Annotated in this window: 23 protein-coding genes; 9 read left to right on the top strand and 14 right to left on the bottom strand. The window is 36.2% G+C overall.

Going from position 1 to position 25,200, the window contains the following annotated elements; genetic code table 11:
- Positions 1–3: 3 nt before the first annotated feature.
- The 6 genes from rodA to purH form a co-directional block, all read right to left on the bottom strand.
- The gene (gene rodA, locus ABVM53_RS04020) at positions 4–1,266 is read right to left on the bottom strand and encodes a rod shape-determining protein RodA (RefSeq protein ID WP_405329721.1); all 1,263 of its coding nucleotides are present in this window, start codon (positions 1,264–1,266) and stop codon (positions 4–6) included.
- On the bottom strand, positions 1,266–3,179 hold the full coding sequence (gene mrdA, locus ABVM53_RS04015; protein ID WP_405329719.1) for a penicillin-binding protein 2: 1,914 nt from the start codon (positions 3,177–3,179) through the stop codon (positions 1,266–1,268). Before mrdA ends, rodA begins: the two co-directional genes overlap by 1 nt.
- Positions 3,176–3,682, bottom strand: coding sequence for a rod shape-determining protein MreD (locus ABVM53_RS04010; RefSeq protein ID WP_371456858.1), 507 nt, complete (start codon positions 3,680–3,682; stop codon positions 3,176–3,178). Before ABVM53_RS04010 ends, mrdA begins: the two co-directional genes overlap by 4 nt.
- The gene (mreC, locus tag ABVM53_RS04005) at positions 3,672–4,496 is read right to left on the bottom strand and encodes a rod shape-determining protein MreC (RefSeq protein WP_371456859.1); all 825 of its coding nucleotides are present in this window, start codon (positions 4,494–4,496) and stop codon (positions 3,672–3,674) included. Before mreC ends, ABVM53_RS04010 begins: the two co-directional genes overlap by 11 nt.
- Before the next feature lie 14 nt (positions 4,497–4,510).
- Positions 4,511–5,539 (bottom strand): rod shape-determining protein, encoded by a 1,029-nt coding sequence (locus ABVM53_RS04000; RefSeq protein ID WP_128757780.1) that lies wholly within the window; start codon positions 5,537–5,539, stop codon positions 4,511–4,513.
- Between the two features lie 67 nt (positions 5,540–5,606).
- Positions 5,607–7,133: a bifunctional phosphoribosylaminoimidazolecarboxamide formyltransferase/IMP cyclohydrolase gene (purH, locus tag ABVM53_RS03995; protein WP_405329714.1), complete on the bottom strand. Its 1,527-nt coding sequence runs from the start codon at positions 7,131–7,133 to the stop codon at positions 5,607–5,609.
- Positions 7,134–7,271: 138 nt separating this feature from the next.
- Here purH and ABVM53_RS03990 point away from each other — a divergent pair, with 138 nt between their 5' ends.
- Positions 7,272–8,525 carry an ABC transporter permease gene (locus ABVM53_RS03990; protein ID WP_128757778.1) on the top strand — a complete coding sequence of 418 codons (1,254 nt, stop codon included), beginning with the start codon at positions 7,272–7,274 and terminating at the stop codon, positions 8,523–8,525.
- A gap of 85 nt (positions 8,526–8,610) precedes the next feature.
- On the opposite strand, the gene ABVM53_RS03985 is transcribed toward ABVM53_RS03990, so the two are convergent.
- A complete protein-coding gene (locus ABVM53_RS03985) occupies positions 8,611–9,066 on the bottom strand; it encodes a GAF domain-containing protein (protein ID WP_128757777.1) in 456 nt (151 codons plus the stop codon).
- 39 nt (positions 9,067–9,105) lie between these two features.
- On the opposite strand from ABVM53_RS03985, the gene xrtF reads away from it, so the two are divergent.
- Genes xrtF through ABVM53_RS03970 form a run of 3 tightly spaced genes read left to right on the top strand, consistent with a single transcriptional unit; the run spans position 9,106 to position 10,656 of the window.
- Positions 9,106–9,648: an exosortase family protein XrtF gene (gene xrtF / locus ABVM53_RS03980; protein ID WP_405329710.1), complete on the top strand. Its 543-nt coding sequence runs from the start codon at positions 9,106–9,108 to the stop codon at positions 9,646–9,648.
- Positions 9,645–10,079 carry an exosortase F system-associated membrane protein gene (locus tag ABVM53_RS03975; protein WP_405329707.1) on the top strand — a complete coding sequence of 145 codons (435 nt, stop codon included), beginning with the start codon at positions 9,645–9,647 and terminating at the stop codon, positions 10,077–10,079. The genes xrtF and ABVM53_RS03975 overlap by 4 nt, the downstream gene beginning before the upstream one ends.
- A 37-nt stretch (positions 10,080–10,116) precedes the next feature.
- Positions 10,117–10,656: a DUF3347 domain-containing protein gene (locus tag ABVM53_RS03970; RefSeq protein ID WP_405329705.1), complete on the top strand. Its 540-nt coding sequence runs from the start codon at positions 10,117–10,119 to the stop codon at positions 10,654–10,656.
- 79 nt (positions 10,657–10,735) lie between these two features.
- Here the strand turns inward: ABVM53_RS03970 and groL are convergent, their stop codons facing one another.
- The 7 genes from groL to miaB all read right to left on the bottom strand — a co-directional run bounded on the left by groL (position 10,736) and on the right by miaB (position 17,452).
- Entirely contained in the window at positions 10,736–12,373 is a 1,638-nt protein-coding gene (gene groL, locus ABVM53_RS03965; RefSeq protein ID WP_128757773.1) for a chaperonin GroEL, read from the bottom strand.
- Positions 12,374–12,452: 79 nt separating this feature from the next.
- Entirely contained in the window at positions 12,453–12,728 is a 276-nt protein-coding gene (gene groES, locus ABVM53_RS03960) for a co-chaperone GroES (RefSeq protein ID WP_128757772.1), read from the bottom strand.
- Between the two features lie 144 nt (positions 12,729–12,872).
- A complete protein-coding gene (secG, locus tag ABVM53_RS03955; protein ID WP_371456867.1) occupies positions 12,873–13,220 on the bottom strand; it encodes a preprotein translocase subunit SecG in 348 nt (115 codons plus the stop codon).
- 51 nt (positions 13,221–13,271) lie between these two features.
- Positions 13,272–14,207, bottom strand: coding sequence for a hypothetical protein (locus tag ABVM53_RS03950; protein ID WP_405329700.1), 936 nt, complete (start codon positions 14,205–14,207; stop codon positions 13,272–13,274).
- On the bottom strand, positions 14,208–14,726 hold the full coding sequence (locus tag ABVM53_RS03945) for an LptE family protein (protein ID WP_128757769.1): 519 nt from the start codon (positions 14,724–14,726) through the stop codon (positions 14,208–14,210).
- A gap of 19 nt (positions 14,727–14,745) precedes the next feature.
- Complete coding sequence (locus ABVM53_RS03940) at positions 14,746–15,999, bottom strand: sigma-54 interaction domain-containing protein (protein ID WP_371456869.1); 1,254 nt, start codon at positions 15,997–15,999, stop codon at positions 14,746–14,748.
- A gap of 7 nt (positions 16,000–16,006) precedes the next feature.
- A complete protein-coding gene (gene miaB, locus ABVM53_RS03935) occupies positions 16,007–17,452 on the bottom strand; it encodes a tRNA (N6-isopentenyl adenosine(37)-C2)-methylthiotransferase MiaB (RefSeq protein ID WP_405329696.1) in 1,446 nt (481 codons plus the stop codon).
- A gap of 274 nt (positions 17,453–17,726) precedes the next feature.
- Here miaB and topA point away from each other — a divergent pair, with 274 nt between their 5' ends.
- The 5 genes from topA (at position 17,727) to gldM (ending at position 25,198) form a co-directional block, all read left to right on the top strand.
- Positions 17,727–20,276: a type I DNA topoisomerase gene (topA, locus tag ABVM53_RS03930; RefSeq protein WP_371456871.1), complete on the top strand. Its 2,550-nt coding sequence runs from the start codon at positions 17,727–17,729 to the stop codon at positions 20,274–20,276.
- Positions 20,277–21,443 carry a formimidoylglutamase gene (locus ABVM53_RS03925; RefSeq protein ID WP_405329692.1) on the top strand — a complete coding sequence of 389 codons (1,167 nt, stop codon included), beginning with the start codon at positions 20,277–20,279 and terminating at the stop codon, positions 21,441–21,443. It begins immediately after the preceding gene.
- Between the two features lie 107 nt (positions 21,444–21,550).
- Positions 21,551–22,924, top strand: a complete 1,374-nt coding sequence (gldK, locus tag ABVM53_RS03920; RefSeq protein WP_371456873.1) for a gliding motility lipoprotein GldK — start codon at positions 21,551–21,553, stop codon at positions 22,922–22,924.
- Between the two features lie 62 nt (positions 22,925–22,986).
- Positions 22,987–23,622 carry a gliding motility protein GldL gene (gene gldL / locus ABVM53_RS03915; RefSeq protein ID WP_405329688.1) on the top strand — a complete coding sequence of 212 codons (636 nt, stop codon included), beginning with the start codon at positions 22,987–22,989 and terminating at the stop codon, positions 23,620–23,622.
- Positions 23,623–23,665: 43 nt separating this feature from the next.
- Positions 23,666–25,198, top strand: a complete 1,533-nt coding sequence (gldM, locus tag ABVM53_RS03910) for a gliding motility protein GldM (RefSeq protein WP_405329685.1) — start codon at positions 23,666–23,668, stop codon at positions 25,196–25,198.
- The last annotated feature ends 2 nt before the right edge of the window (positions 25,199–25,200 follow it).

Below are 25,200 nucleotides of genomic sequence, written 5' to 3'. Positions count from 1 at the left end.
CTCTTACCACTGATTTATTCGGTCTGAATCTAGTTTTACGAATATAAAAAGTAAAATTGTAAATCCCCATAAGCCCGATCCTCCATAACTAAAGAAGGGCAATGGTATTCCAACAGTAGGAAAAACGCCAGTAACCATACCTATATTAATCAGAAAATGTATAAATAGAATTCCTGCAATACTGTAGCCGTAAATTCTACTAAACTGACTTTTTTGACGTTCGGCTAAAACAATTATACGTAGCATTAAACCAACAAACAAAGCGATTACGAGCGTGCTGCCCAGAAACCCCCATTCTTCACCCACGGTGCTAAAAATATAATCTGTATGCTGCTCAGGCACAAAGTCACCTTTAGTTTGAGTGCCTTTAAGAAAACCTTTTCCTGCTAGGCCCCCATTGCCTATAGCTATTTCAGATTGATAGGTGTTGTAGCCTATACTTTTCATATCAACATCTTTGCCTAAAACAACATTAAAGCGATCTCGGTGGCGCTGTTCAAAAACATTTTCAAAAATATAATTAACAGAAAAAACGAACAAAATGGATACAATAGGGAGAATGTAGTATAAACGCTTCCCAAACCTTTTTTTTCTATTTCTTATAAGTAAAGCAATTGCAATGATGACTATACCTGCAATTATATAGAGTGGACCAAAAGCTAGTGTAAGTACAAATAATGCAATTGTAACAGTCCCTATGATGAGGTAAACACCAGAAAGGCCTTCCCTATATAAAGGAAAGAAAAAAGCTGCATATACCAGCGCGCTTCCAGGATCTGGTTGAGGTACGATACAAATTGCCGGGAGTGCTATAATTACAAATGCTCGCAACTGATGCGTTAGAGACTTAACATCTGTTTGAATATCACTCAGATATTTTGCTAGGGCGAGGGCTGTCGCTGCTTTTGCAAATTCACTCGGCTGAATACCAAAACTTCCAAAAGAGTACCAGCTAGTCGCACCAGAGATATTTTTTCCGAATACAAAGAGACCCAGTAAGGATACTATAGATATTACATAAATAATACTTGCAAAACGCTCAAAAAACTTTGCGTCTAATGAAAGAATAAATATGACTATGAGAAAGCTTAACGCAATAAAAAGTAGCTGTCTGGTAAAAAGATTATCAAAATCAAAAAACTCAGCAACTCCGGTAGGATCAACAGAAGCGGAGTAAATATTTATCCATCCAATTGATACTAGCGCTAGAAATAGCGCAATTATTACCCAGTCAAAATTCCCGTAGGCTTTAGAAAAACTACTCATTAAAGCTCAGTCTTTTTAGGTACGCCACTTATTTTCTTACCATCATTAATCGGAAACGGTTTTCCGCTTAGAGGCTTAGCGTATTCATTTTCCAGGCTATTTGATAAAATATAATCTTCAATATCTGTACGGGTCACTTCTCCTTTAATATATTTTTCAATCATTAAACTGGCGATTTTACCGGCATAACGCGATCCCCAATATCCGTTTTCTACAAATACAGCAATGGCAATTTTAGGGTTGTCTTTTGGTGCAAATGCAACAAATATGGAGTGATCTGTTAATTGTGCTCTGTGTCCATCTATTCGGGTGTAGTTTTCGGCTGTTCCCGTTTTACCACAAATATCAATTCCAGGTATTTTTATACCAGCAGCAGTCCCATAATTATAGGCACCAAACATACCTTCAACCACAGGTTCAAAATTAGCTGGTGAAATTGTGGTTACGTTTCTTGTGCGATATTCTTCGGGAATTAGATCAGTTTGATTTTCTATACTTTTTAATATGTGTGGCGTATAAAACCAGCCTCTGTTTGCAATTGCGGCAGTAACATTTGCAAGTTGAATAGGTGTAAGACTTACTTCTCCCTGACCAATAGAATTAGAAATTGTAGCTGTGCTAAACCACTTGTACTTTGGATACTCGTACGCCCTGTTATAATATTTACTATCTGGGATAAATCCTGGTTGTCCTGTAGGTAAATCTGTACCCATATAACCGCCCAGTCCAAAACTTTCAAGATGATTTTTCCATACATCCATACCTTCTTGCGGTGAATTATACTTTTCAATAACCCTACGATAAACATTCGCAAAATAAGCATTACAAGAATTAGCAATCCCGGGAATCATACTCAACGGACTCGGATGATGGTGACATCCTAATTTGCGACCGTGAGATCCATAATAGTAACCACCGTGGCAGGCGAAAGCTTCTTCTGAGTCAACAACATTTTCTTCAAGTGCGATAAGGGCATTTAAAGTTTTAAATGGTGATCCTGGAGGATATTGAGCTTGAAGACCGCGATCAAATAATGGCTTTGCAATCGAATCGTAATACAACTTTGTGAAATTGCGGGAGCGTTCTCTACCTACTAAAAGAGCAGGATCAAAATTAGGTGCAGATATTAGCGCTAGTATCTCACCGGTTGCTGGCTCAAGTGCGACAATACCTCCGCGTTTGTTTACCATTAACTCTTCACCATATTTTTGTAATTCTGAATCTATAGTGAGTGTGAGATCTTTACCGGGCACGGGTAATGTGTCTAGCGTTCCATTTTTATAAGGACCAATGTCTCTGTTAAATCTATCTTTCTGAATGTATTTTACACCTTTGATACCTCGTAAAGTTTTCTCATACTGAGTCTCTACGCCTGTTCTCCCTTTTAAATCTCCAGATTGATAATAAGGATTGTCTTCAATATCTTTATAATTAACTTCGGCAATATACCCTAAGAAGTTAGCCCCAAAATCTATTTGATAATCCCGAAGCGATCGTTTTTGTATAAAAAATCCTTCATACTTACGCATCTTTTCTTGAAGGTAAGCATATTCAGATTTTGTAAGCTGTGGTATTACAATAGAAGGTAATCGAGGAGAATAAACCCGTGCTTTTTTTAATCTGTTAATGAGCATCTCTTTATCCATTTTAAGTAAGCCACAAAATTCTAACGTGTCAAATGGCTTTACCTCACGCGGAATTACCATAACATCGTAAGAAGGCTGGTTACTTACCAGTAGATTGCCATTACGATCATAAATATGACCTCGCTGCGGATAGTCAAAGAAGCGTTTAATGGCATTATTTTCAGATAAGCTGGCGTATGAAGTATCTAGTATTTGGAGATAAAATAAGCGTCCCGTGAGCAGGACACCAGATATAAGTACAATAGAAAAAAGTAAAATTCTTCTCATTTTCGCTTTAAGCTAAATAGAGTTATGAAGAGCATGCAGAGTAGCACACTAAATATACCACTAAACAACGTCTTCTTTAGTATATAGATTATATCTGAGAAGTTAAAACTTTCGGCAAAAAATAAGATTAGATGATGCGTAAAGACTAAAATTGATATATAAAGTAAACGTTCTCCAAAATCGGCTTTTGCTACTTTAATGGCATTATATTCATAGGCTATACCAAAAATTGATTGCAATATCCAAGGTCTTAAGTAAGCAATTGTAACACTAGCTGCAGCATGCATTCCTCCACTATTACTAAACATATCTAAAGTAAGACCTAGTAAAAAACTCGTAAAAATTAAAAGAGCTCTGTTGTCGCCAACGGGAAATAATAAGATGAATAGAATGTAGGGATATGGATTTATATAACCCAGAAAATTGATATTATTAAAAATGGCAACCTGTAGCAGAATCAAAAGTACAAATCGCAGGATGTTTTTGAATATACTACTGTTCATCTACGGTTTGTTGTTCTAGAGTTTTTATTTCATCGCCATTCATATTCTCAATAACATACACATAACCTACATTGGTCATATCATTAAAGAGCTTGATTTTAATCGTATAAAAATTTTCACTTGGATCAAGTTTAAAATTATTGATCGTTCCTATTCCTATACCTTCTGGAAATATTGTTGATTTACCGCCTGTAACTATAGTATCACCTAAAGCAACTGGTGCTTTTGATTGTACATCTACGAGATCAACGATATTAGGATCTCCTCCTTTCCAAACTAAAATTCCGAAGTGATTACTTTTTTTAAGCTTTGCATTTATTTGAGAATTACTATTTAAAATGCTTAGCACCGTAGCATAATTTGTAGAAACACGATCTACAATTCCTACCAGCCCTTTGCTGGTAATAACACCAAGGTCTTGTTTAATTCCTTTTTTTGAACCACCCCGCAACGTGATAAAATTGTCTTTGAGGTTATAATTATTATTAATCACTTTAGCTGTAGTAAATCTATAAAGTGAATTAAATGCCAGTGTATCTAATTTTTGATCCTTTTTATCGGTAAGATTGTATAAACGCGATCTTAACCTATTGTTCTCTTCAACAAGTTGCGCATTATGAATTTTTAGATCAAAATACTCTGAAATATCATCAAGACCACCATAAATCCCTCCGCTTAAAAAGTTGGCCGAATTTACAAACTTACTGCGATGATACGAATGTGACTGAATGGTAAAGACTAATGACAAAAACAGCAAAAACGCAAATAATAGAAAGTTTCTATGCTTTATTAGAAAATTTACAATTTGCTGCATGAATCAAAACCTAATTATTTTACAAAAATACTCTTGAACTTCGCTAAGTTCTTTAGGGTAATACCAGTACCTCGTACCACAGCACGCAAAGGATCTTCAGCGATATAAACAGGTAAATCTGTTTTTTGAGATAAACGCTTGTCTAATCCACGTAACATACTACCTCCACCGGCTAAGTAAATACCCGTATTATAAATATCTGCTGCTAATTCTGGAGGCGTTTGTGATAACGTTTCCATTACAGCATCTTCAATACGCAAAATAGATTTATCTAAAGCTTTTGCAATTTCACGATAAGAAATAGAAACCTGTTTAGGCTTTCCTGTAAGCAAATCACGACCTTGAACGCTCATATCATCTGGCGGAACTTCTAAATCTTCGGTTGCGGCTCCTATTTGAATTTTAATTTTTTCAGCACTACGTTCTCCTACATATAGGTTATGCTGTGTGCGCATATAATAAATGATATCATTAGTAAAGACATCACCAGCAATTTTAACGGACTTATCACATACAATACCTCCAAGAGCAATAACTGCGATTTCGGTAGTACCACCACCTATATCTACAATCATATTTCCTTTAGGCTGCATAATGTCAACTCCAATTCCTATAGCAGCAGCCATAGGTTCGTGAATAAGAAATACTTCTTTACCATTTACACGCTCACAACTTTCTTTTACTGCACGCATCTCAACTTCAGTAATGCCAGAAGGAATACAAACCACCATGCGGAGAGCAGGGGCAAACATTCTTTTCTTAAGTGCAGGAATCTCTTTGATAAACATACTTATCATCTGCTCACTAGCATCAAAATCTGCAATAACACCATCTTTTAAAGGACGTATTGTTTTAATGTTTTCGTGAGTTTTACCCTGCATCATAGCAGCCTCTTTTCCGGCAGCGATAATTTTATTAGTAACGCGATCTCTTGCTACAATAGATGGGCTGTCAACAACAACCTTGTCATTATGTATTATAAGAGTATTTGCGGTACCGAGGTCGATCGCTATCTCTTCTGTTAGAAAATCAAAAAAGCCCATAGATTGTAAAGTGAGAGTGAAATATGATAATCAGGTTATTCTTAAATGTACTGAAAATTATTCTTTATTAGTGTTTAAAATGTCTGGTTCCGGTCATCACCATAGCAATGTTATTTGCATTGCAATAATCAATACTTAACTGGTCTTTAATAGAACCACCTGGTTGAATAACGGCAGTAATACCAGCCTTGTCTGCTATTTCAACACAATCTGGAAACGGGAAAAAAGCATCACTTGCCATTACCGCACCTTTTAAGTCAAATCCAAATGCTACTGCTTTATCTATAGCCTGGCGTAAGGCATCTACACGAGAAGTTTGACCTGTACCACTCGCATAAAGCTGATTTCCTTTTGCAAATACTATTGTATTTGATTTTGTGTGTTTACAGATTTTAGAAGCAAAGATTAGATCACTTAACTCCTCATCTGTAGGTTTATTGTCTGTTGCTACAGAAAGATCATCTAGACTATCTGTAATAGCATCTTTATCTTGAACAAGCACCCCATTTAAACAGCTTCTTACCTGATCATTAGGTAAGGTAATAGGTTTTTGAACTAATAAAACTCTATTTTTTTTACCTTTTAAAATTTCTAGAGCTTCAGTTGAAAAAGAAGGAGCTATTACTACTTCACAAAAAAGTGAGTGAATTTCTTCTGCCGTAGCTTTATCTATTTCAGAATTCGATATTAATATTCCGCCAAATGCAGATACAGGATCCCCTGCTAGTGCATCTACATAAGCCTGATGTATGGTTTCTCTTTGAGCTAATCCGCAAGCATTGTTATGTTTTAAAATTGCAAATGTGGGATTCTCATCTTTAAATTCGCTCATTAGGTTCACAGCAGCATCAACATCCAGCAGGTTGTTGTAAGAAAGCTCTTTACCGTGTAGTTTATCAAACATAGCATCAAAGTCTCCAAAAAAGGTTCCTTTTTGATGCGGGTTTTCACCGTAGCGTAAGGTTTTACCTTCAGTAAAACTTTGTTTATAAACAACCTCTTCTTCATTAAAATAGTTAAAGATTGCCGTATCGTAATGTGAAGATACATTAAAGGCTTTGGCAGCAAAACGCTTGCGATCTGTTAATGTAGTTACACCATCATTAGCACTTATAAGATCAAGAACTTCTTGATAATCGGCAACAGACGACACACACAAGGTGTCTTTAAAGTTTTTAGCAGCAGCGCGTATAAGAGAAATTCCACCTATATCTATTTTCTCAACAATATCTTGCTCAGAAGCTCCTGATGCTACCGTTTTTCCAAAAGGATATAAATCAACAATTACAATATCTAATTGCGGGATGTTGTATTCTTTCATTTCTGAAATGTCACCCTCGTGATCCTGACGGTTTAATATTCCACCAAAAATTTTAGGGTGTAATGTTTTAACTCTTCCGCCTAAAATTGAAGGGTAAGAGGTCACATCTTCAACAGGTATTACTGGTACACCAAGATCTTGAATGAATTTTTCTGTACCTCCCGTAGAATAAAGGGTGATACCAAGTTCATTAAATTTTTTTATAAGAGGTTCAAGACCTTCTTTACTAAAAACAGAAATTAATGCAGCTTTAGCTTTTATACCTGTGCTCATGAATATTTTTTTTATTAGGCTGCAAAAGTATGAATTAAACCCTTAAATGGGGTTGATAAATGTTGTATTTTCTTAGCATAAATTTGTAACATAAAGTATACTTCTACGTCCTATGGTCGTTCATGTTAATACACGTCTATGCTCATCTATTTTAGGGTATTAAAAGAAAGCCTTGCTTTTGCCATTAATGCTTTGCGCAACAATAAATTGCGCACACTGCTTTCATTGCTTGGAGTTACTATTGGGATATTTTCTATTATAGGAGTTCTTGCAGCAGTAGACTCATTAAAGCAAGAGATAAAAGGCAGTCTTTCATCGTTAGATAACAGTACCATTATCTTAATGCGCTTCTCATTTGGACCTACAGATATTCCGCAGTGGAAAAGAGAGCAATTTCCAGATGTTAGCTATGAAGAATATCAATACATAAAACGCAATGTTCCTGATGTGGAGGCTGCATCTTTTAGTCTCAATGTAGGTGCAGAATCTATAAAGTATGGTGATAAACTTGTAACCGGTGTAGGGATTGCTCCCGTTACTGAAGGCTATTATAATATTGAATCCTTAAAACTGAAAGAAGGTCGTTTTTTTAATGAATCTGAGTCTAATAGTGGATCTCCAGTAATTGTTTTAGGTAGCGAGATCGCAGACGGCTTGTTTGGTAACTTAAATCCTATAGGCAAAGAGGTTCGATTATACGGTCAACGATTTTCAGTAATTGGTGTGATCGAGAAGGAGGGAACAAGCATTTTTGGTCCATCAAAAGATGGCTCTGCAATTGTACCTGTAAACGTAGTTCGTCGTATCTACGGAAGTAATAATAAATCTGCATTCCCGTCGATAGTTATAAAACCAAAATCGGGAGTTGATATTCCAGAATTTAATGCAGTGTTAGGGCAACGCCTTAGACAGCTACGTGGTTTAAAACCAGATGACGTAGATAATTTCTTTATAAACCAACTTTCTGGATTTACAGATTTTGTAGATAACATTACCGGTACAATGTCAACTATAGGTGGTTTTATTGGGCTCTTCTCATTACTGGTGGGCGGTTTCGGAATTGCAAATATTATGTTTGTGAGTGTGAAAGAACGTACTAACCTAATAGGTATTCAAAAAGCTTTAGGAGCAAAAAATAGATTTATATTATTACAATTCTTGTTTGAATCTGTTATTCTTGCCACAATAGGCGGACTTATAGGTCTGGCTCTTGTTTGGCTTATTACCGTTGTAGCATCGCAGTTTACGGGTAGTTTTGAGTTTGTGCTCTCTGCGTTTAATATTTTTGCAGGATTATCCAGTTCTGTAATAATAGGATTGATAGCAGGAATTGTACCTGCATTTATGGCATCAAGATTAGATCCTGTAGAGGCGATACGTACGGGAATGTAAAAGCCCACAAGTGCTACGCAAAAAAAACACCGCTCTGCTTTAAAGCAGAGCGGTGTTTTTTTTTTAATTCGTTTTGTTTTACAAATTATAGTATAACAGCAACTTGTTGATTAACCCATTCTAAAAAGCGCTCGTCTGCTTCAGTAAAAGGATCGGGAGTATTTGAGTCAATATCAATCTGTCCTATGTTTTTTCCATCTACAAAAAGTGGAACTACTATTTCTGCCTTAACGGTAATACTACAAGCAATATAATTGTCTTGAGCATTCACATCTGGCACTACAAAATTTTGATTTGAAACCGCAACCTGACCGCAAATACCTTTACCAAATGGGATAATAGTATGGTCTGTATGCGCACCTGCGTACGAACTTAATTTAAGTTCGTCTTTATCCCCATTTTTAAAGTAGAAACCAACCCAGTCATAATATTCGATCGTTTCTTTAAGTAAGTCACATACACCCTGCAGGCGTTCTTCCACAGATAGTGTTGCGGTATCTAATATTTGCGATACTTGTATTTTTAGTACATCAAAAGTCATTTTTCTTGTATTTTAGTCCGGCAAATAACCGTTAGCTGATTGTTAGATTTAATAAGCAAATATAAGTCGGTACTTCTATTTATCCTTACATTTTTAGGAGTGTATGTGATATTAAGCTTTGCGTATTCATTTTATTTAAATTTTGAATTTTCAAACGCATTTTACCCTGACTACGTGACCCATAAAGTTGCAAATCAAAGTAAATGGCTTGTGAATGCAATAGGGTATAACTGCACTACAGAACCCCATCCAGATGAAGCCTCTGTTAAATTATTTGTACAAAATAATTTTGTTGTGCGGGTAGTAGAGGGATGTAACGGAGTAAGCGTTCTTGTACTCTTTATTGCCTTTGTATTTTCATTTTTTCAAGGCTGGAAAAGGACGCTTCTTTTTTTAGTTATGGGCGGGATACTTATATATATTATAAATATTGTACGTATAGCAATTATAAGTATAGCACTCTTTGAAACCCCGCAGTACACTAAGGTATTGCATGATATTGTATTTCCTGGTGCAATTTATGGGACAGTAGTTATTCTTTGGCTCATTTGGGTAAACAGCTTCAAAAAGTATAAAGTTTGAAAAGGGTAGGAGCAATTATTTTGGTTTTCCTGCTGCTTATACTATTAGCTGCTCTACGATTTTATCAGGAAGAATTTTTCTACGATCCCTTGATTGACTTTTTTTACGGTGATTATTTAACCACAGAAAGCCTACCTGAAATAAATCTGGGGAAGTTGCTTTTGGCTACCAGCGGAAGATTTTGGTTAAACTCTTCAATTTCTTTATTGATACTAAAAGTAGTATTCAAAAAAGCTGAAATCTTAAAAATTTCCATTTTGATGTACGGGGCACTTTTTGTCGTCTTGATCATAGCCTTTACTTACTTGATTGCGGGCTATGAGCAAAACTACAATCTCGCTTTATTTTATATTAGAAGATTTTTAATTCAGCCTGTAATGCTTTTACTTTTATTGCCTGCATTTTATTATCAAAAGCTACGCAACAAATAGGCTATTTGTATATTTGATTGAAACTTAAGATTAACGTATGAGAAATATTACTATAATTTTTATTTCGGCACTTTTATTAGCCTGTGGCGAAAACAAATCTGGAGAGAAAACTGTAACTGTTTCAGAAGGTGATTCAGGAAAACACGAACTAGTTTATAACGGAGCAAAACGGGAAGCTCAGTTTAAAAATGAGGAGGTAACCAGTGTTTATGATGCTTATAACAAACTTAAAATTGCTCTTGTAAATACAGATGCTGAAGCTGCTCAAGATGCCGCTGAAGATATGATCTCAAAAATGGAAGCAGTAGAAGTGGAGGCAGATTTAAAACAGGTGGCTCAGTCAATTGCGAGTACTAAAGATATTAACAAGCAACGAGCAAACTTTGAAAAATTAACTGCAGGAATAAAAACTTTTGTAGAAGAGAATATTTCTGACGGAACGCTTTATTATCAATATTGCCCAATGGCCTTTGACGGTAAAGGCGCCTACTGGATTTCTAATGAGAAGAAAATATTTAATCCTTATTTTGGTGATGTAATGCTAAATTGTGGAACTGTAAGTGAAGAGATTAAATAGATACCAAACGATCCTTAATATAAAAGCCCTTCAGAAATTCTTCTGAAGGGCTTTTTTTATGATAAGTAAATGGGGATGATTACATCATTCCTGGCATACCGCCGCCCATACCACCTGGCATCGCACCACCAGCATTTTCTTCTGGGATGTCCGTTAATGCACATTCGGTAGTTAAGATCATTCCAGAAACAGAAGCAGCATTTTCAAGAGCTACTCGCGTTACTTTCTTAGGATCTATAATACCTGCAGCAAGCATATTTACATAGGTGTCTGTCTTAGCGTCATAGCCGTAATCTTCTTCACCTTCAATAACTTTTGCAATAACTACAGAACCTTCACCTCCGGCATTTGCAACGATTGTGCGTAATGGAGCTTCGATTGCTTTTGCAACAATTTTAATACCTGTTGCTTCATCAGCATTTAATGCTTCTAAGCTTTCTAAAGCGCGTTTTGCACGTACAAGAGCAACACCACCACCTGCTACAATACCTTCTTCTACAGCAGCACGCGTAGCGTGTAAAGCATCATCAACGCGGTCTTTTTTCTCTTTCATTTCAACTTCAGATGCAGCACCTACATATAGTACAGCTACACCACCTGCTAATTTAGCAAGACGCTCTTGAAGTTTTTCTTTGTCATAATCGCTGGTAGTAGACTCAATTTGAGCTTTTATCTGATTGATACGACCTTTAATTCCGTCTTTATCACCAGAACCATTTACGATTGTAGTGTTGTCTTTATCGATTGTTACATTCTCTGCTGTACCTAGCATATCGATTGTAGCATTCTCTAACGTAAAGCCACGCTCTTCGCTTATAACTGTACCTCCAGTTAAAATTGCAATATCTTCTAACATTGCTTTTCTACGATCTCCAAAACCTGGAGCTTTTACAGCAGCAATTTTAAGAGCACCTCTTAATTTGTTTACTACTAAAGTAGCAAGAGCTTCACCATCTACATCTTCTGCAATGATTAATAAAGGCTTACCTGACTGAGCAACTGGCTCAAGTACTGGTAACAAATCTTTCATAGAAGAAATCTTTTTATCAAATAATAAGATATAAGGATTCTCTAATTCAGTTTGCATTTTTTCACTGTCAGTCACAAAATATGGAGATAAGTATCCACGGTCAAATTGCATACCTTCAACAACGTCAACGTAAGTTTCAGTACCTTTTGCTTCTTCAACAGTAATTACACCTTCTTTACCAACTTTACCAAAAGCTTCAGCAATTAATTCACCAATAACATCATCGTTATTTGCTGAAATAGCAGCAATCTGCTTAATTTTTTCTGAAGAGTTTCCTACTTCTTTAGTTTGAGCTGCAAGATCTTTTGTGATTGCTTCAACAGCCTTGTCAATACCGCGTTTTAAATCCATCGGATTTGCTCCTGCAGCAACGTTTTTAAGGCCTTCTTGTACGATAGCTTGAGCAAGTACAGTTGCAGTTGTAGTACCGTCACCGGCAAGATCATTAGTTTTAGAAGCAACTTCTTTAACCATCTGAGCTCCCATATTCTCTAAAGGATCTTTAAGTTCAATTTCTTTTGCAACAGTTACACCATCTTTGGTTACTTGAGGAGCACCAAAAGATTTATTGATTATCACGTTACGTCCTTTAGGACCTAAAGTAACTTTTACAGCATTTGCTAATGCATCTACACCGCGTTTAATACCATCTCTTGCTGAGATGTCAAATGTTATCTCTTTTGCCATTGTATATATTTTTTTAAATTTCTCGCTTATGCGAAAAGTAAAATGTTATTATAATAATTAATAGAAGAACTTAAAGTTATTAGATAACTGCAAGGATATCCTCTTCACGCATAATTAAATAATCTGTTCCGTCTAATTTTAATTCGGTTCCAGAATATTTTCCGTAAAGAACTGTATCACCAACCTTAACGGTCATATCGTGATCTTTTTTTCCATTCCCTACCGCTATTACTTTACCTTGTTGAGGTTTTTCTTTAGCTGTATCTGGAATATATAGTCCAGATGCTGTTTTTGTTTCAGCGGCTGTAGGCTCTACTAAAACACGGTCTGAAAGTGGTTTAATGTTTACTCCCATTTTAATATAATTTTTTAGTTAATAAAGTTCTTGATATGATGCCTGTAAGGCAGAAATTATGCCAGCAGACTTTGGCTGACAAAAAGGCAAAAAAAAGACCGCATTTATGCGGTCTTCAGATTTTATATATGACTAAAATGTCATTTAGTTCGATTCTGTGTTGTCTCCTGAAGTAGCTTCTGCAGGAACAGTAGCGTCAGGTACAGGCATAATGTTTTCTACATCTTCTCCTTGAATCACTTTAGATTCTGAAGCATCGCCACCGCCAAAAATAGTTACATTAGATATTAATATAAGTACCAGTAAAACTGTAGCTAGTCCCCAGGTACTTTTATCTAAGAAATCACCGGTTTTTTTAACACCACCTATTTGTTGTGTTCCGCCTCCTCCAAAAGAAGAAGATAAACCACCACCTTTAGGGTTTTGTACCATAATTACTACAATAAGTAGAAATGCTACAATTACAATTAAAACTAAAAAAATTAAAAACATAGTTTAAGGCTTTACAAAGGCGGATTTCTATTTTAAAAGTGCCGCAGTTTATTATTTATTTTCTTGCAATTTTGCTATTGCCCGAATTTGGTCTGCAAAGAAACCACTTTTTTCCGGATATTTCAAACATAAAATTTTATATGCTTGCTTTGCTTTTTGATAATTCTTCTGCTCTACGTAAACACGAGCTAAAGTCTCCGTCATTAAGCTTTCATTAGGCTGAAAATCTCCAGATAGATCTGGTTTTTTAAACCCTTCTTCGGGAGTTCTAACTTTTATTTTAGGATTTGTCTCAATAAATTTATCGATTAACTCCAGACGACGGGTACGGTCAGGATCTTCTTCTTCATCTTCATCTATTGCTGAAAAGGATACGAGTTTTTGGGACTTTACTGCTAATTTAGGTTCTTCAGTACGTGATTCATTATCTTCTAAAGGCTGAGTATCTTCAGGTGAATTGCGGTCTATTTTATTAAAAGAAGTAATCTTAAGCCATTGGCTGAATGAATGAGTTTCATGTTGAGTAAACTCTAAAGGTTTTCCCAGTTCTAAGCTATCAGCAGAATCATCGCTATTTTGTGCTTCTTCTGACTCTTCTTTTGGGATAAAGAAGTCATTTGCTAGCACTTGATTCGCTTTAGCTAGTTCTTCTACTTCTAAATCTGAAGAAACATCTATAAGATCATGTACCGGCATATCTCTAAGTTGTTCTTCCTGTGCTTTTATTTGCTCACTAATTGCAGATTGATTAAAACTTTCTGAAGTGATATAGTCAAATAGAACGGTACGATCCTGAGTGTATGCAGCTGTTTTCTTTAGCTGATTATTGTATAAGAAACTATCTTGATTTTTTAAACCTTTTAAATTGAGGGCACGAGCTGCTTGAAAATAAGGATGCTTTTTTACAACCTCATTTAATTCAATTACATGTTCTGCTGTAATCGTATCGGGGTGTTCTAGAAGGTATGTAAAATCGTGTGTATTCATTTACCAGTTTGCCAGCGATTCATTAAATATATCTTGCGTTATACGCTCAAAAATTTCTGCGATAGCACTATCAAGTGCAGCACCTACTAATTGAGTTGTTCCCGGCGTGTCAACAAAAAATGAAAAGCGTTTTTCAAAATCATCACTGCCATCTTCCTTCTTAGTATTGGTAAATCTACATAAGACTACGATAGTTAACCTGTTTTGCGCAGCAAGGTTATCTGAGGTTGCAGTTTGTGGCGCAATATAATAATCTACAATCTCACCTTCATAGATTAAATCTGCATTTGCTGCATTTGTAGCTAAATTTAAACTGGTCTGGTTTTGAATCAAATCTGATAAAGCAAATGTGAAATCTCTATCAATTCCCGGTTCTACAATAGGAGCATTGTTCTGAAAATAATTCACATAAAAACTTTCGGTACCGGGTTCTATAGAAATTCCTGTAAACGAATAAAATCCGCAGCTGTTTAAACAGAGGCAGCTAAGTAAAAGAAAAGCAATTTTAAGTTTTCTCATAGGTGGTTTAATAAACTCTTTAAAGATCGTATTGTTTAATTTTTCTATATAAAGTACGCTCGCTAATTCCCAGTTCTTTTGCGGCTGCTTTACGTTTGCCGCTATGTCTTTCAAGAGATTTTTCAATAAGTTCTAATTCTTTTTCCTGAAGCGATAAGGTTTCTTCTTCCTCAACGTCTTCAGCAAAATGATATTTGTCTGCTATCGTTGTTTTTGCAGCAGATTCTTGTGGTAATTGCAGTACTTCAGTTATATCTTCTGCACTCTCGTATGCATCAGTTTCTTCTTCGCTGTAAATTTTCTTTATCAAGGATTTATTTTCCTCTTGAACACTGGCATTATTTCCTTTTTCCATGAGTTCCAAAGTGAGCTTCTTAAGGTCATTAAGATCACTTTTCATATCAAAAAGTACTTTATAAAGTATTTCACGTTCACTACTAAAATCACTCTCGCTCTTTTTTGAGCCTATTACAGCGGGTAGGTTTGATCCTGTATCTGGTAAATAATGACGCAGTTTTTCTAAGGAAATACTACGATTTTGCTCCAGTACTGAAATTTGCTCAGCTACATTGCGCAGTTGTCTTATGTTACCACTCCAGCGATATTTTAATAAGCTATTAATTGCATCATCATCAAGACGAATTGTAGGCATCTTGTATTTGTTTGCAAAATCTGAAGCAAATTTTCTAAACAGAAGATGAATGTCTTCTTTACGCTCTCGTAGTGGAGGTAGATTAATATCTACTGTACTTAATCTATAGTATAAATCTTCTCTAAAACGCTCTTGCTTAATAGCTTCAAACATCTTTACGTTTGTTGCAGCTACAATACGTACATCGGTTTTTTGTGTTTTTGAAGAACCTACTTTTAAAAATTCACCATTTTCTAATACACGTAACAGGCGCACTTGAGTGGGAAGTGGTAATTCACCTACCTCATCGAGAAATATGGTGCCACCATCTGCCTCCTCAAAATAACCACTACGTGTAGAGGATGCGCCGGTAAAGGCACCTTTTTCATGGCCAAAAAGTTCACTGTCTATGGTTCCTTCTGGTATAGCACCACAGTTCACAGCTATATATTTATTATGCTTACGGTGAGATAACGAGTGAATAATACGGGGTATACTTTCTTTACCCACACCGCTTTCTCCCGTTACTAATACTGAAATATCTGTAGGAGCTACCTGTATCGCTTTTTCTATGGCGCGATTGAGTTTTGGATCATCTCCAATAATACCAAAACGTTGCTTTATAGCGTGAACTGATTCCATTAGCTAATTAATTATTTGAAGAATAACCCACTGCTTTACCTTTAAGTGTTGAAGTAGTACAGCTGGTAATCTCAACATTTACAAAATCACCTACTTTATAATGTTCTTTTGGGAAAACAACAACCGTATTTTGCGAATTGCGACCAGACCATTCTGCGTCACTCTTTTTAGATTCCTTTTCAATTAGGACCTCAACTATCCGGCCTACTTGCTTTAATGTGTTAATATGAGAATGCTCTAATTGTAAAGCTATAACTTCTGCTAAGCGTCTTTTTTTAACCGCTAACGGAATGTCATCTTCAAGTTTACGAGCTGCCATTGTTCCTGGACGTTCGCTATACGCAAACATAAAACCGAAGTCATATTTTACATATTCTAGTAAACTCAATGTGTCTTGATGATCTTCTTCAGTTTCTGTAGGGAAGCCAGTTATCATATCTTGAGAAATACCACAATCTGGTATAATCTGGCGTATGTTGTCTATAAGATCAAAATATTTTTGTCTGGTATGAAGGCGATTCATCTCCTTTAAAATGCGGTCGCTTCCACTTTGTACGGGTAAATGGATGTAGTTGCAGATGTTATCATACTTAGCCATTGTGCGTATCACATCTAAAGTCATATCCTGCGGATTTGATGTAGAAAAACGAATTCGCATTTTGGGTTGTGCTTCAGCGACAAGAGCTAATAAATCTGAGAAATTTACAGCGGTCGCTTTTGCCATTTCGCTGGCTTTATCAAAGTCTTTTTTGAGACCACCACCATACCACAGAAAGCTGTCCACATTTTGTCCTAATAACGTAACTTCTTTATATCCCCGAGAAGCCAGATCATTAACTTCTTCAATGATACTTTGAGGATCTCGACTACGTTCACGACCCCGAGTGAATGGTACTACACAAAAAGTACACATATTATCGCAACCCCTTGTAATACTTACGAATGCCGTTACACCATTACTTTGTAAGCGTACAGGTGCAATGTCCCCATAGGTTTCTTCTTTAGAAAGAATCACATTTATAGCATCGCGTCCTTCTTCTACTTCTTCCAGAAGATTAGGTAAATCTTTGTAGGCATCAGGACCTACTACAAGATCAACGATTTTTTCTTCTTCCAGAAATTTGCTTTTTAAACGTTCTGCCATACAGCCTAAAACTCCCACTTTCATAGTAGGATTAATTTTCTTTACGGCATTGTATTTCTCTAAACGCTTACGAACCGTTTGTTCTGCGCGGTCTCTAATAGAACAGGTGTTAACAAGAACAAGATCTGCATCTTCAAGCCGAGTAGTGGTATTGTATCCTTGATCTGCAAGTATTGATGCTACAATCTCACTGTCGCTAAAGTTCATCTGGCATCCGTAGCTTTCTATAAAAAGCTTTTTTGTGTTTGCTTTCTGAGGCTCTAATACCAGTGTTTCTCCTTGTTTTGTTTCGTCTATAATCTTCTCCATAATACGGTCTGCTTCCTAAAAATAGTGGGCAAAGATACGATTAACTCAACTTGTGACAAAGTGTCATTACAACGAAATTTCAAATCAATTAAACTGAAGTTCATGATTATTTTAAACCTCTCGTTTTTCGAATTTCAAATAATGTATTTAAGGTATAGCTTAGGTTTCTGATCTCAATAATAAATTTTCTACTACTTTTGCGATTCTAAAGTCAAAAATATATTCAGCTAGAAAGGCTATTTATTTTTGATGAGAAAATTTTCAAAAGAGCATTATGGCAAAAAATCTTGTAATTGTTGAGTCACCCGCAAAGGCAAAAACTATCGAGAAATTTCTGGGGACAGATTATAAAGTAGAAAGTAGTTTTGGTCATATAGCAGATCTGCCAACAAAAGAATTGGGAGTAGATGTTGAAGGTGATTTTACGCCAAAGTATACTGTAAATAAAGATAAGAAAACAGTAGTAAAAAAATTACGAGACTTAGCAGACAAAGCAGAAATGGTTTGGTTAGCGAGTGATGAGGATCGAGAAGGAGAGGCGATTGCCTGGCATCTTGCTGAGGAGCTGAAGCTAGATAAAAATAAAACCAAGCGTATCGTTTTTTCTGAAATTACAAAGAAGGCTATCCTTAAGGCAATAGAAAATCCGAGAGATATTGATTATAATCTAGTGAATGCGCAGCAGGCAAGACGTGTCTTAGATCGTCTAGTAGGATATGAGATTTCGCCGGTACTATGGCGCAAAGTAAAAGGAGGTTTGTCTGCGGGAAGAGTACAATCTGTATCTGTACGTTTAATTGTAGAACGGGAACGGGAGATACAAGCTTTTAATACTGAAGATTACTTTAGAGTTGATGCAGAGTTTGCAAATGCAGATGGGAAAACGCTAAAGGCAAAACTTCCTAAAAACTTAGATACAAAGAAAGAAGCAGAAGCTTTTTTAGAAGCTAATGCTACTGCAACATTTAAAGTAGATGCGCTTACTACAAAGCCTGCGAGTAAATCTCCTGCACCTCCATTTACAACATCGACACTACAGCAGGAAGCTGCGCGTAAGTTGTATTTTTCGGTGAGTAAGACGATGAATATGGCGCAACGTCTTTATGAAGCAGGTCTTATTACCTATATGAGAACAGATAGCGTTAATCTTTCACAGGATGCTAAAGCGGCAGCTGCACAGGAGATTAATTCTGCTTACGGTACTAAGTATCACAAAGAGCGTAACTACAAAGGAAAGAGTAAAGGGGCTCAAGAAGCTCACGAAGCAATACGTCCTACAGATTTTAGCAAACATTCAGTAAATATTGATAGAGATCAAGCGCGTCTGTATGAATTAATATGGAAACGTGCGATTGCCTCCCAAATGAGTGAGGCAAAATTAGAGCGTACAAACGTACAGATTGCATCTTCAAATCATCCATCTAATTTTACAGCTAATGGAGAGGTAATAAAATTTGATGGGTTTCTAAAAGTATATCTTGAAGGCACAGATGATGAAGATCAAGAAGAAAGTGGAATTTTACCTCCGTTAAAAGAAGGAGAATCTTTAGATAACCACTGGATTACTGCGACAGAACGTTTTACAAGAGCACCTTACCGTTATACCGAAGCATCTTTAGTTAAAAAGCTAGAAGAGCTGGGGATAGGAAGACCTTCTACATACGCACCTACTATTACAACTATACAGAATAGAAAGTATATCGAAAAAGGAAATGTTGAGGGTGTGGAGCGTGAATATGACCTTATTACTTTAAAAAAGGGCGTTGTTAAAGCGAGTAAACTATCAGAGAAGGTAGGATCAGATAAGGGTAAACTTGTTCCTACGGATGTGGGAATGGTAGTTAATGATTTTCTGGTTATGCATTTTGAAAATATCCTGGATTATAACTTTACAGCCAAGGTTGAACAAGATTTTGATGAGATTGCTGAAGGCAATGAGGAGTGGACAAAAATGATGAAGGACTTCTATAAGGACTTTCATCCTCAAGTGAAACATGTAGCCGAAAATGCAGAGCGTGAAGTAGGGGAGCGTGTGCTGGGTAAAGATCCTAAAAGCGGCAAGCCGGTAAGTGTGAGACTTGGTAAATATGGTGCCATGGTTCAAATAGGTTCTGTGGAAGATGAAGAAAAACCATTATTCGCAGGTTTATTACCAGATCAACAGCTTGAGAGTATAACTTTTGAAGAAGCGATGGATCTCTTTAAACTTCCACGTGATTTAGGTGAATTTGAAGGGGAGCCAGTTGAGGTAAACAATGGACGTTTTGGACCCTATGTTAAATTCGGTAAAACTTATGTTTCGTTACCAAAAGGTAGAGACCCTTTAGAAGTAGAGTATGACGAAGCGGTAGAATACATAAAAGAGAAACAGAAAGCCGATGCTCCTATTTATACTTATGAAGATAAACCTGTTCAAAAAGGAGTAGGGCGTTTTGGACCTTATTTAAAATGGAATAGCATTTTTATCAATGTAAATAAAAAGTATGACTTTGATAATTTGACAGACAAGGATATTGTTGAATTAATTGAAGATAAGAAGCAAAAGGAGAAGGATAAAGTACTTCACGATTTTAAAGATGAGGGTATTCGTGTAGAAAAGGCACGATGGGGAAGATCTAATATTATCAAAGGAAAGGTTAAAATCGAATTGCCAAAAACAGTAGATGCAGCTGCCTTGACTTTGGAAGAAGTAAAAGATATAATAGAAAAACAAGGGCCGAAGAAAAAAGCAGCAAAGAAAACTACTGCAAAAAAGTCAACTACCAAGAAGACTACCGCAAAGAAAAGTACAGCAAAGAAAGCACCAGCAAAAAAGAAAAAATAGATGGCTTTTGAGAATTTATCTCCGGTTTCTGATTCGGTGATTGCACAAATAGATTTGTTGAATGAGCAATGTCTTGGACACGCGATTAAAGTTCATTCTCGTGAAAATGGATTGCCTGAATTAAAAGGTGTGAATATTGCTATTTTGGGTGTTAGAGAAAGTAGAGGCAGCGTAAATCACATTGAAAATAGCTTAGATTTTTCAGCAATAAGAAGGGCATTTTATAGTTTATATCCCGGGAATTGGCATACGATAATTAGTGATCTGGGAGACCTCCAACCTGGAGAAAGCAGTTCTGATACCTATTACGCATTAAAGGAAATTGTTACAGATCTTGTTAAGAAAAATGTAGTGCCTGTAATTCTTGGTGGAAGTCAAGATCTTACCTATGCGATTTATAGAGCTTATGATGGTTTAGATCAGATGGTGAATCTGGTTAATATTGATGGTCATTTTGATTTAGGAAATAGCAGTTTACCTATTACTAATAAATCGTTTGTAGGTAAAATTATTGTTGATCAGCCATATAACTTATTTAACTACTCGAACATAGGCTATCAAACCTATTATAACTCTCAAGAAGAAATTGATCTGATGGAGAAGTTGTACTTTGATTCTTTTCGTCTTGGAAGCTTAACTTCAGAACTAACGGCTGTTGAGCCGGTTATGAGAGATGCCGATGTTGTGAGTTTAGACCTTACCGCATTACAATCTGAAACTTTAGGATTTATGCACCCGGCACATGTAAATGGTTTTAATGGAAGAGAGATTTGTGCAATCGCTAGATATGCAGGACTTAGTGATCGCGTAAGCGTTTTTGGAATATTTGAGTATATTTTACAAGCAAAAAATGAAACGGGTGCCGCATTAATTGCGCAGTTAATTTGGTACTTTATTGAGGGTGTTAATTATAGAATGAACGAGCGTCTCGAAAACAGGGAAACAGACTTTTTGCATTACAGTGTACCTATTGATGATGAGCTGCTTAGCTTCTATAAAAGCACATTTTCTGAACGCTGGTGGATTGAGATACCATTTATAAAAGGCGTTAATAATAAATTGAAGCGTAACACGTTATTACCTTGCACTGAAGAGGACTACATCAATGCCTGTAATCAGGAAATACCTGAGCGCTGGTACAAGGCAAAACGTAAGAATGAAATATAATTAACAAAACTTTTAGTTTTGAAATGTAATTTTTATCAAAAAATTGTTTTTTAGCAATTTTATAGATAGGTTTACCGTCTCAAATCTAGATTTAACCTAATTTACCTATGAAGAAGTTTATTGCATTTATTGCGATTGTAAGCTTATTAGTTAGTTGTGGTCGTAACGATCGTGGTGAACTTGTGGGAGTCAAAGGAAAAAAATGGAATCCCGAAAAACCATACGGGATGACTCTTGTATCTGGAGGAGCCTTTATAATGGGTAAAAGTGATGATGACATTGCTGCTATCAAAAATGCTCCTACAAAAACGGTTACCGTTCGTTCTTTCTACATGGACGAGACCGAAATCACAAATACAGAATACCGACAGTTTGTAAAATGGGTGCGTGACTCTGTTACCCGCGCACGACTGGCTATTTTAGCAGATGAACTTGGGGAAACCCCAGGAAATAACGGTATTGGAGATTATGCATTTGTGGATTATGATCCAGAAAATATGACTCCCTATGAGCAATATATGTATGATAATTATTACAGCTTTAGTGATGATTACAGTGATCGTAAACTCAACTGGGATATTGATCTAATTACAGATCCTATGGATTATCCAGATGAATACTATGTTGAGGTAATGGATACTATGTATATTCCATTAGAGGAATCTTACAACGGCCAGCGTACTATTGATGTAGATAAATTAGTCTATAAATACAGATATCTTGATATGGAAGCTGCTGCTCGTCAAAATGGTGGGAAGCGTAAAGATTTCATTCGTACAGAAGAAACTAAAATTTATCCTGATACTACAGTATGGATAAAGGATTTTGCATATTCATATAACGAACCTATGCATAATGATTATTTCTGGCACAGTGCTTATGATGATTATCCTGTAGTAGGGGTTAGCTGGCAACAGGCTAAAGCTTTTTGTCAATGGCGTACAGATAATAAAAACTCATATAAGAAACAGAGAGGTCAGGAATTAGTTAATAGGTTCCGTTTACCTAGTGAAGCAGAATGGGAATATGCAGCCAGAGGTGGTTTAGAAGGTGCTACTTACCCTTGGGGTGGTCCTTACACTAAAAATGATAGAGGTTGTTTTATGGCTAATTTTAAACCTTTAAGAGGGGATTATGCTGCAGATCAGGCTTTATATACTGTTGAGGCAGATTCGTATGAGCCTAACGACTACGATTTGTACAATATGGCCGGTAATGTTTCGGAGTGGGTAGGTTCATCTTACGATCCTAATGCATACGAATACATTTCAACTATGAATCCAAATGTAAGTGACTCAAAAAATCAACGTAAAGTTGTAAGAGGAGGATCTTGGAAAGATGTGGCTTATATTATACAAGTAAGTACCCGTGATTATGAGTATGCAGATTCTGCGCGTAGTTATATCGGTTTTAGAACTGTCCAGGATTACTTGGGAGTTGACCAAGATGTAAATACAAGAAAAGGCCCTTCAAGACGTTAATTCAATATTTAATTTCCCCATACATTTAACCTAAATTCAAAATTTAAAATCTAAAAAATAAGATGGCAAAAAAAGGAAGTCTTTCTGTTACAAACATGATTTATGGTTTGGGAGCTGCTATAGTAATTGTAGGAGCTTTATTTAAAATTCAACACTGGCCATATGGGTCAGAGATTCTTACATTGGGGATGGTAGTCGAGGCTTTAGTATTTGCTTATTCAGCATTTGAAAGACCAGCTCAAGATTTAGATTGGTCATTAGTATATCCTGAATTAGCGGGTGATGCTCCAGCAATTCGTCCTAAAAAAACAGTTGAAGTAGTAGAGGAAAAAGGTCTTTTATCTCAAAAGCTTGACGCAATGCTTAAAGATGCACGTATAGATTCTGAGCTTATGACAAGTTTAAGTACTAGCATACGTAGCTTTGAAGGTGCAGCTAAGAATATGGCGCCTACAGCTGAAGCGATGAATTCTACTAAAAAATACAGCCAGGAAATGGCATTAGCAGCTGCTCAAATGGAGTCGCTTAACAGTCTCTACAAAGTACAGGTTGAAACAGCAGGACGTCAAGCAGAAATTAATAATGAAGTTGCTAATAACGCAGGTAAATTAAAAGAGCAAATGGAAAGTTTAGCGACTAACCTTTCATCTCTTAATGGAGTTTATGGTGGAATGTTATCTGCTATGAATAAAAGATAACTGAATTATTTATATAAATTAATTCAGTAGAAAATATACCATTATGGCAGGAGGAACACAGTCCCCAAGACAGAAAATGATTAATCTTATGTATCTGGTATTTATTGCGATGATAGCAATGAATGTAGATAAGGAGATTCTAAATGCGTTTAAAATATTTGACGTAAAATTTACAAGCTCAAATGCTCGATTAGCTGAAGATAATCAATTAGCTATGGCAGGTCTAGAGGCTAAGGCTGAGGAACAGCCTGCTAAATACAGACCGTTGTTAGGTAAAGCTGAAGAGGTTAAGAAAATATCTGATGATTTTTACACCTATTTAGCTAGTATCAAAGATACATTGACAGACGGTATTGATACGAGTAGTTATGCAAATCTTGATAAGACGGCAGTTCTTGATGAGCGCTGGTTTACAGGAGATCGATATACTAAAGAAGGAGATGCTTTCTTAGCTAAAATTGAAAGTTATAAAAGTCAGATGCAGGCTGTTCTTGGTGAAGAATTTGCCGATGTTAACAGAGTTGTTCAAAATACATTTGCTGTAGAACCGCAGACTAATAAGGATGGTAAAGAAATTGCGTGGTTGCGTTATAATTTTGAAGGTTACCCTTTAGCGGCGTCAATTACGCGTTTTACACAGATGCAGAACGATATTAGAACCGCAGAATCTGAAGTATATTCTTCTTTACTTCAAGGTCAATTAAGTAAAGATGTTTCGTTAAGTAATTATCAAGCCATTGTAGTTGCAGATAAAACTGCATTTTTCTCTGGTGAAAATTTTAAAGGTAAAGTAGTATTAGGCCGATTTGATAATTCACTGAATTTTGATAAGGTAGTTATTAATGGAAGCGAAGTAGAAAATTTACAATCTGGTCAGGTTGTATTAGATTTCCCAGCAGGAAATGTGGGAACACGTACTATTACCGGGGAATTAGTATATACTGAAGATGGTGAGCCAAAATCGATTCCTATTTCAAGTGAATACGCGGTTATTAATAGACCTAACTCTGCAACTATTTCTGCAGATAAGATGAATGTGGTATATCGTGGAGTTGCTAACCCTATGACTATTAGTTTTGCGGGAGTTCCAGATAATAGTGTAAGTGCTAGTGGAGCCGGTTTAACCAAACAATCAGGGAGTAGTTATATTATGAATCCAGGTGGAGGAAATGAAGTGACAATTAGTGTTTCTGGTACAATGGCTGATGGATCTAAAGTGAGTGATTCTAAGAGATTCAGAATAAAAGATATTCCAAGTCCAACAGGAACTTTGCGTGGAGAAGATGGGATACTAAAGATGCAACGTAATGCGTTAGAGATATCTACAGTAGGTGCAAAACTTTTAGATTTTGATTTTGATCTGAATCTTAATGTAACTGGTTTCAAATTTAATGTTCCTGGTGAGCCTACAGTGCAGGTTAACGGAAATAAATTAGATTCTAGAGCTAAAGATGTGCTAAGAAGAGCACAACGTGGGTCTACAGTGCAAATCTTTGACATTACTGCTCAGATTTCTGGAAACAGTGGTTACAGACTTAAAAAAGTAGCTCCGGTTCTTATTGAGCTAACAAATTAAAA

This window comes from Leeuwenhoekiella sp. LLG6367-2.1 (assembly GCF_045055775.1).
Lineage (GTDB): Bacteria > Bacteroidota > Bacteroidia > Flavobacteriales > Flavobacteriaceae > Leeuwenhoekiella > Leeuwenhoekiella aequorea.
This window is presented reverse-complemented; position numbering and strand designations above follow the sequence as displayed.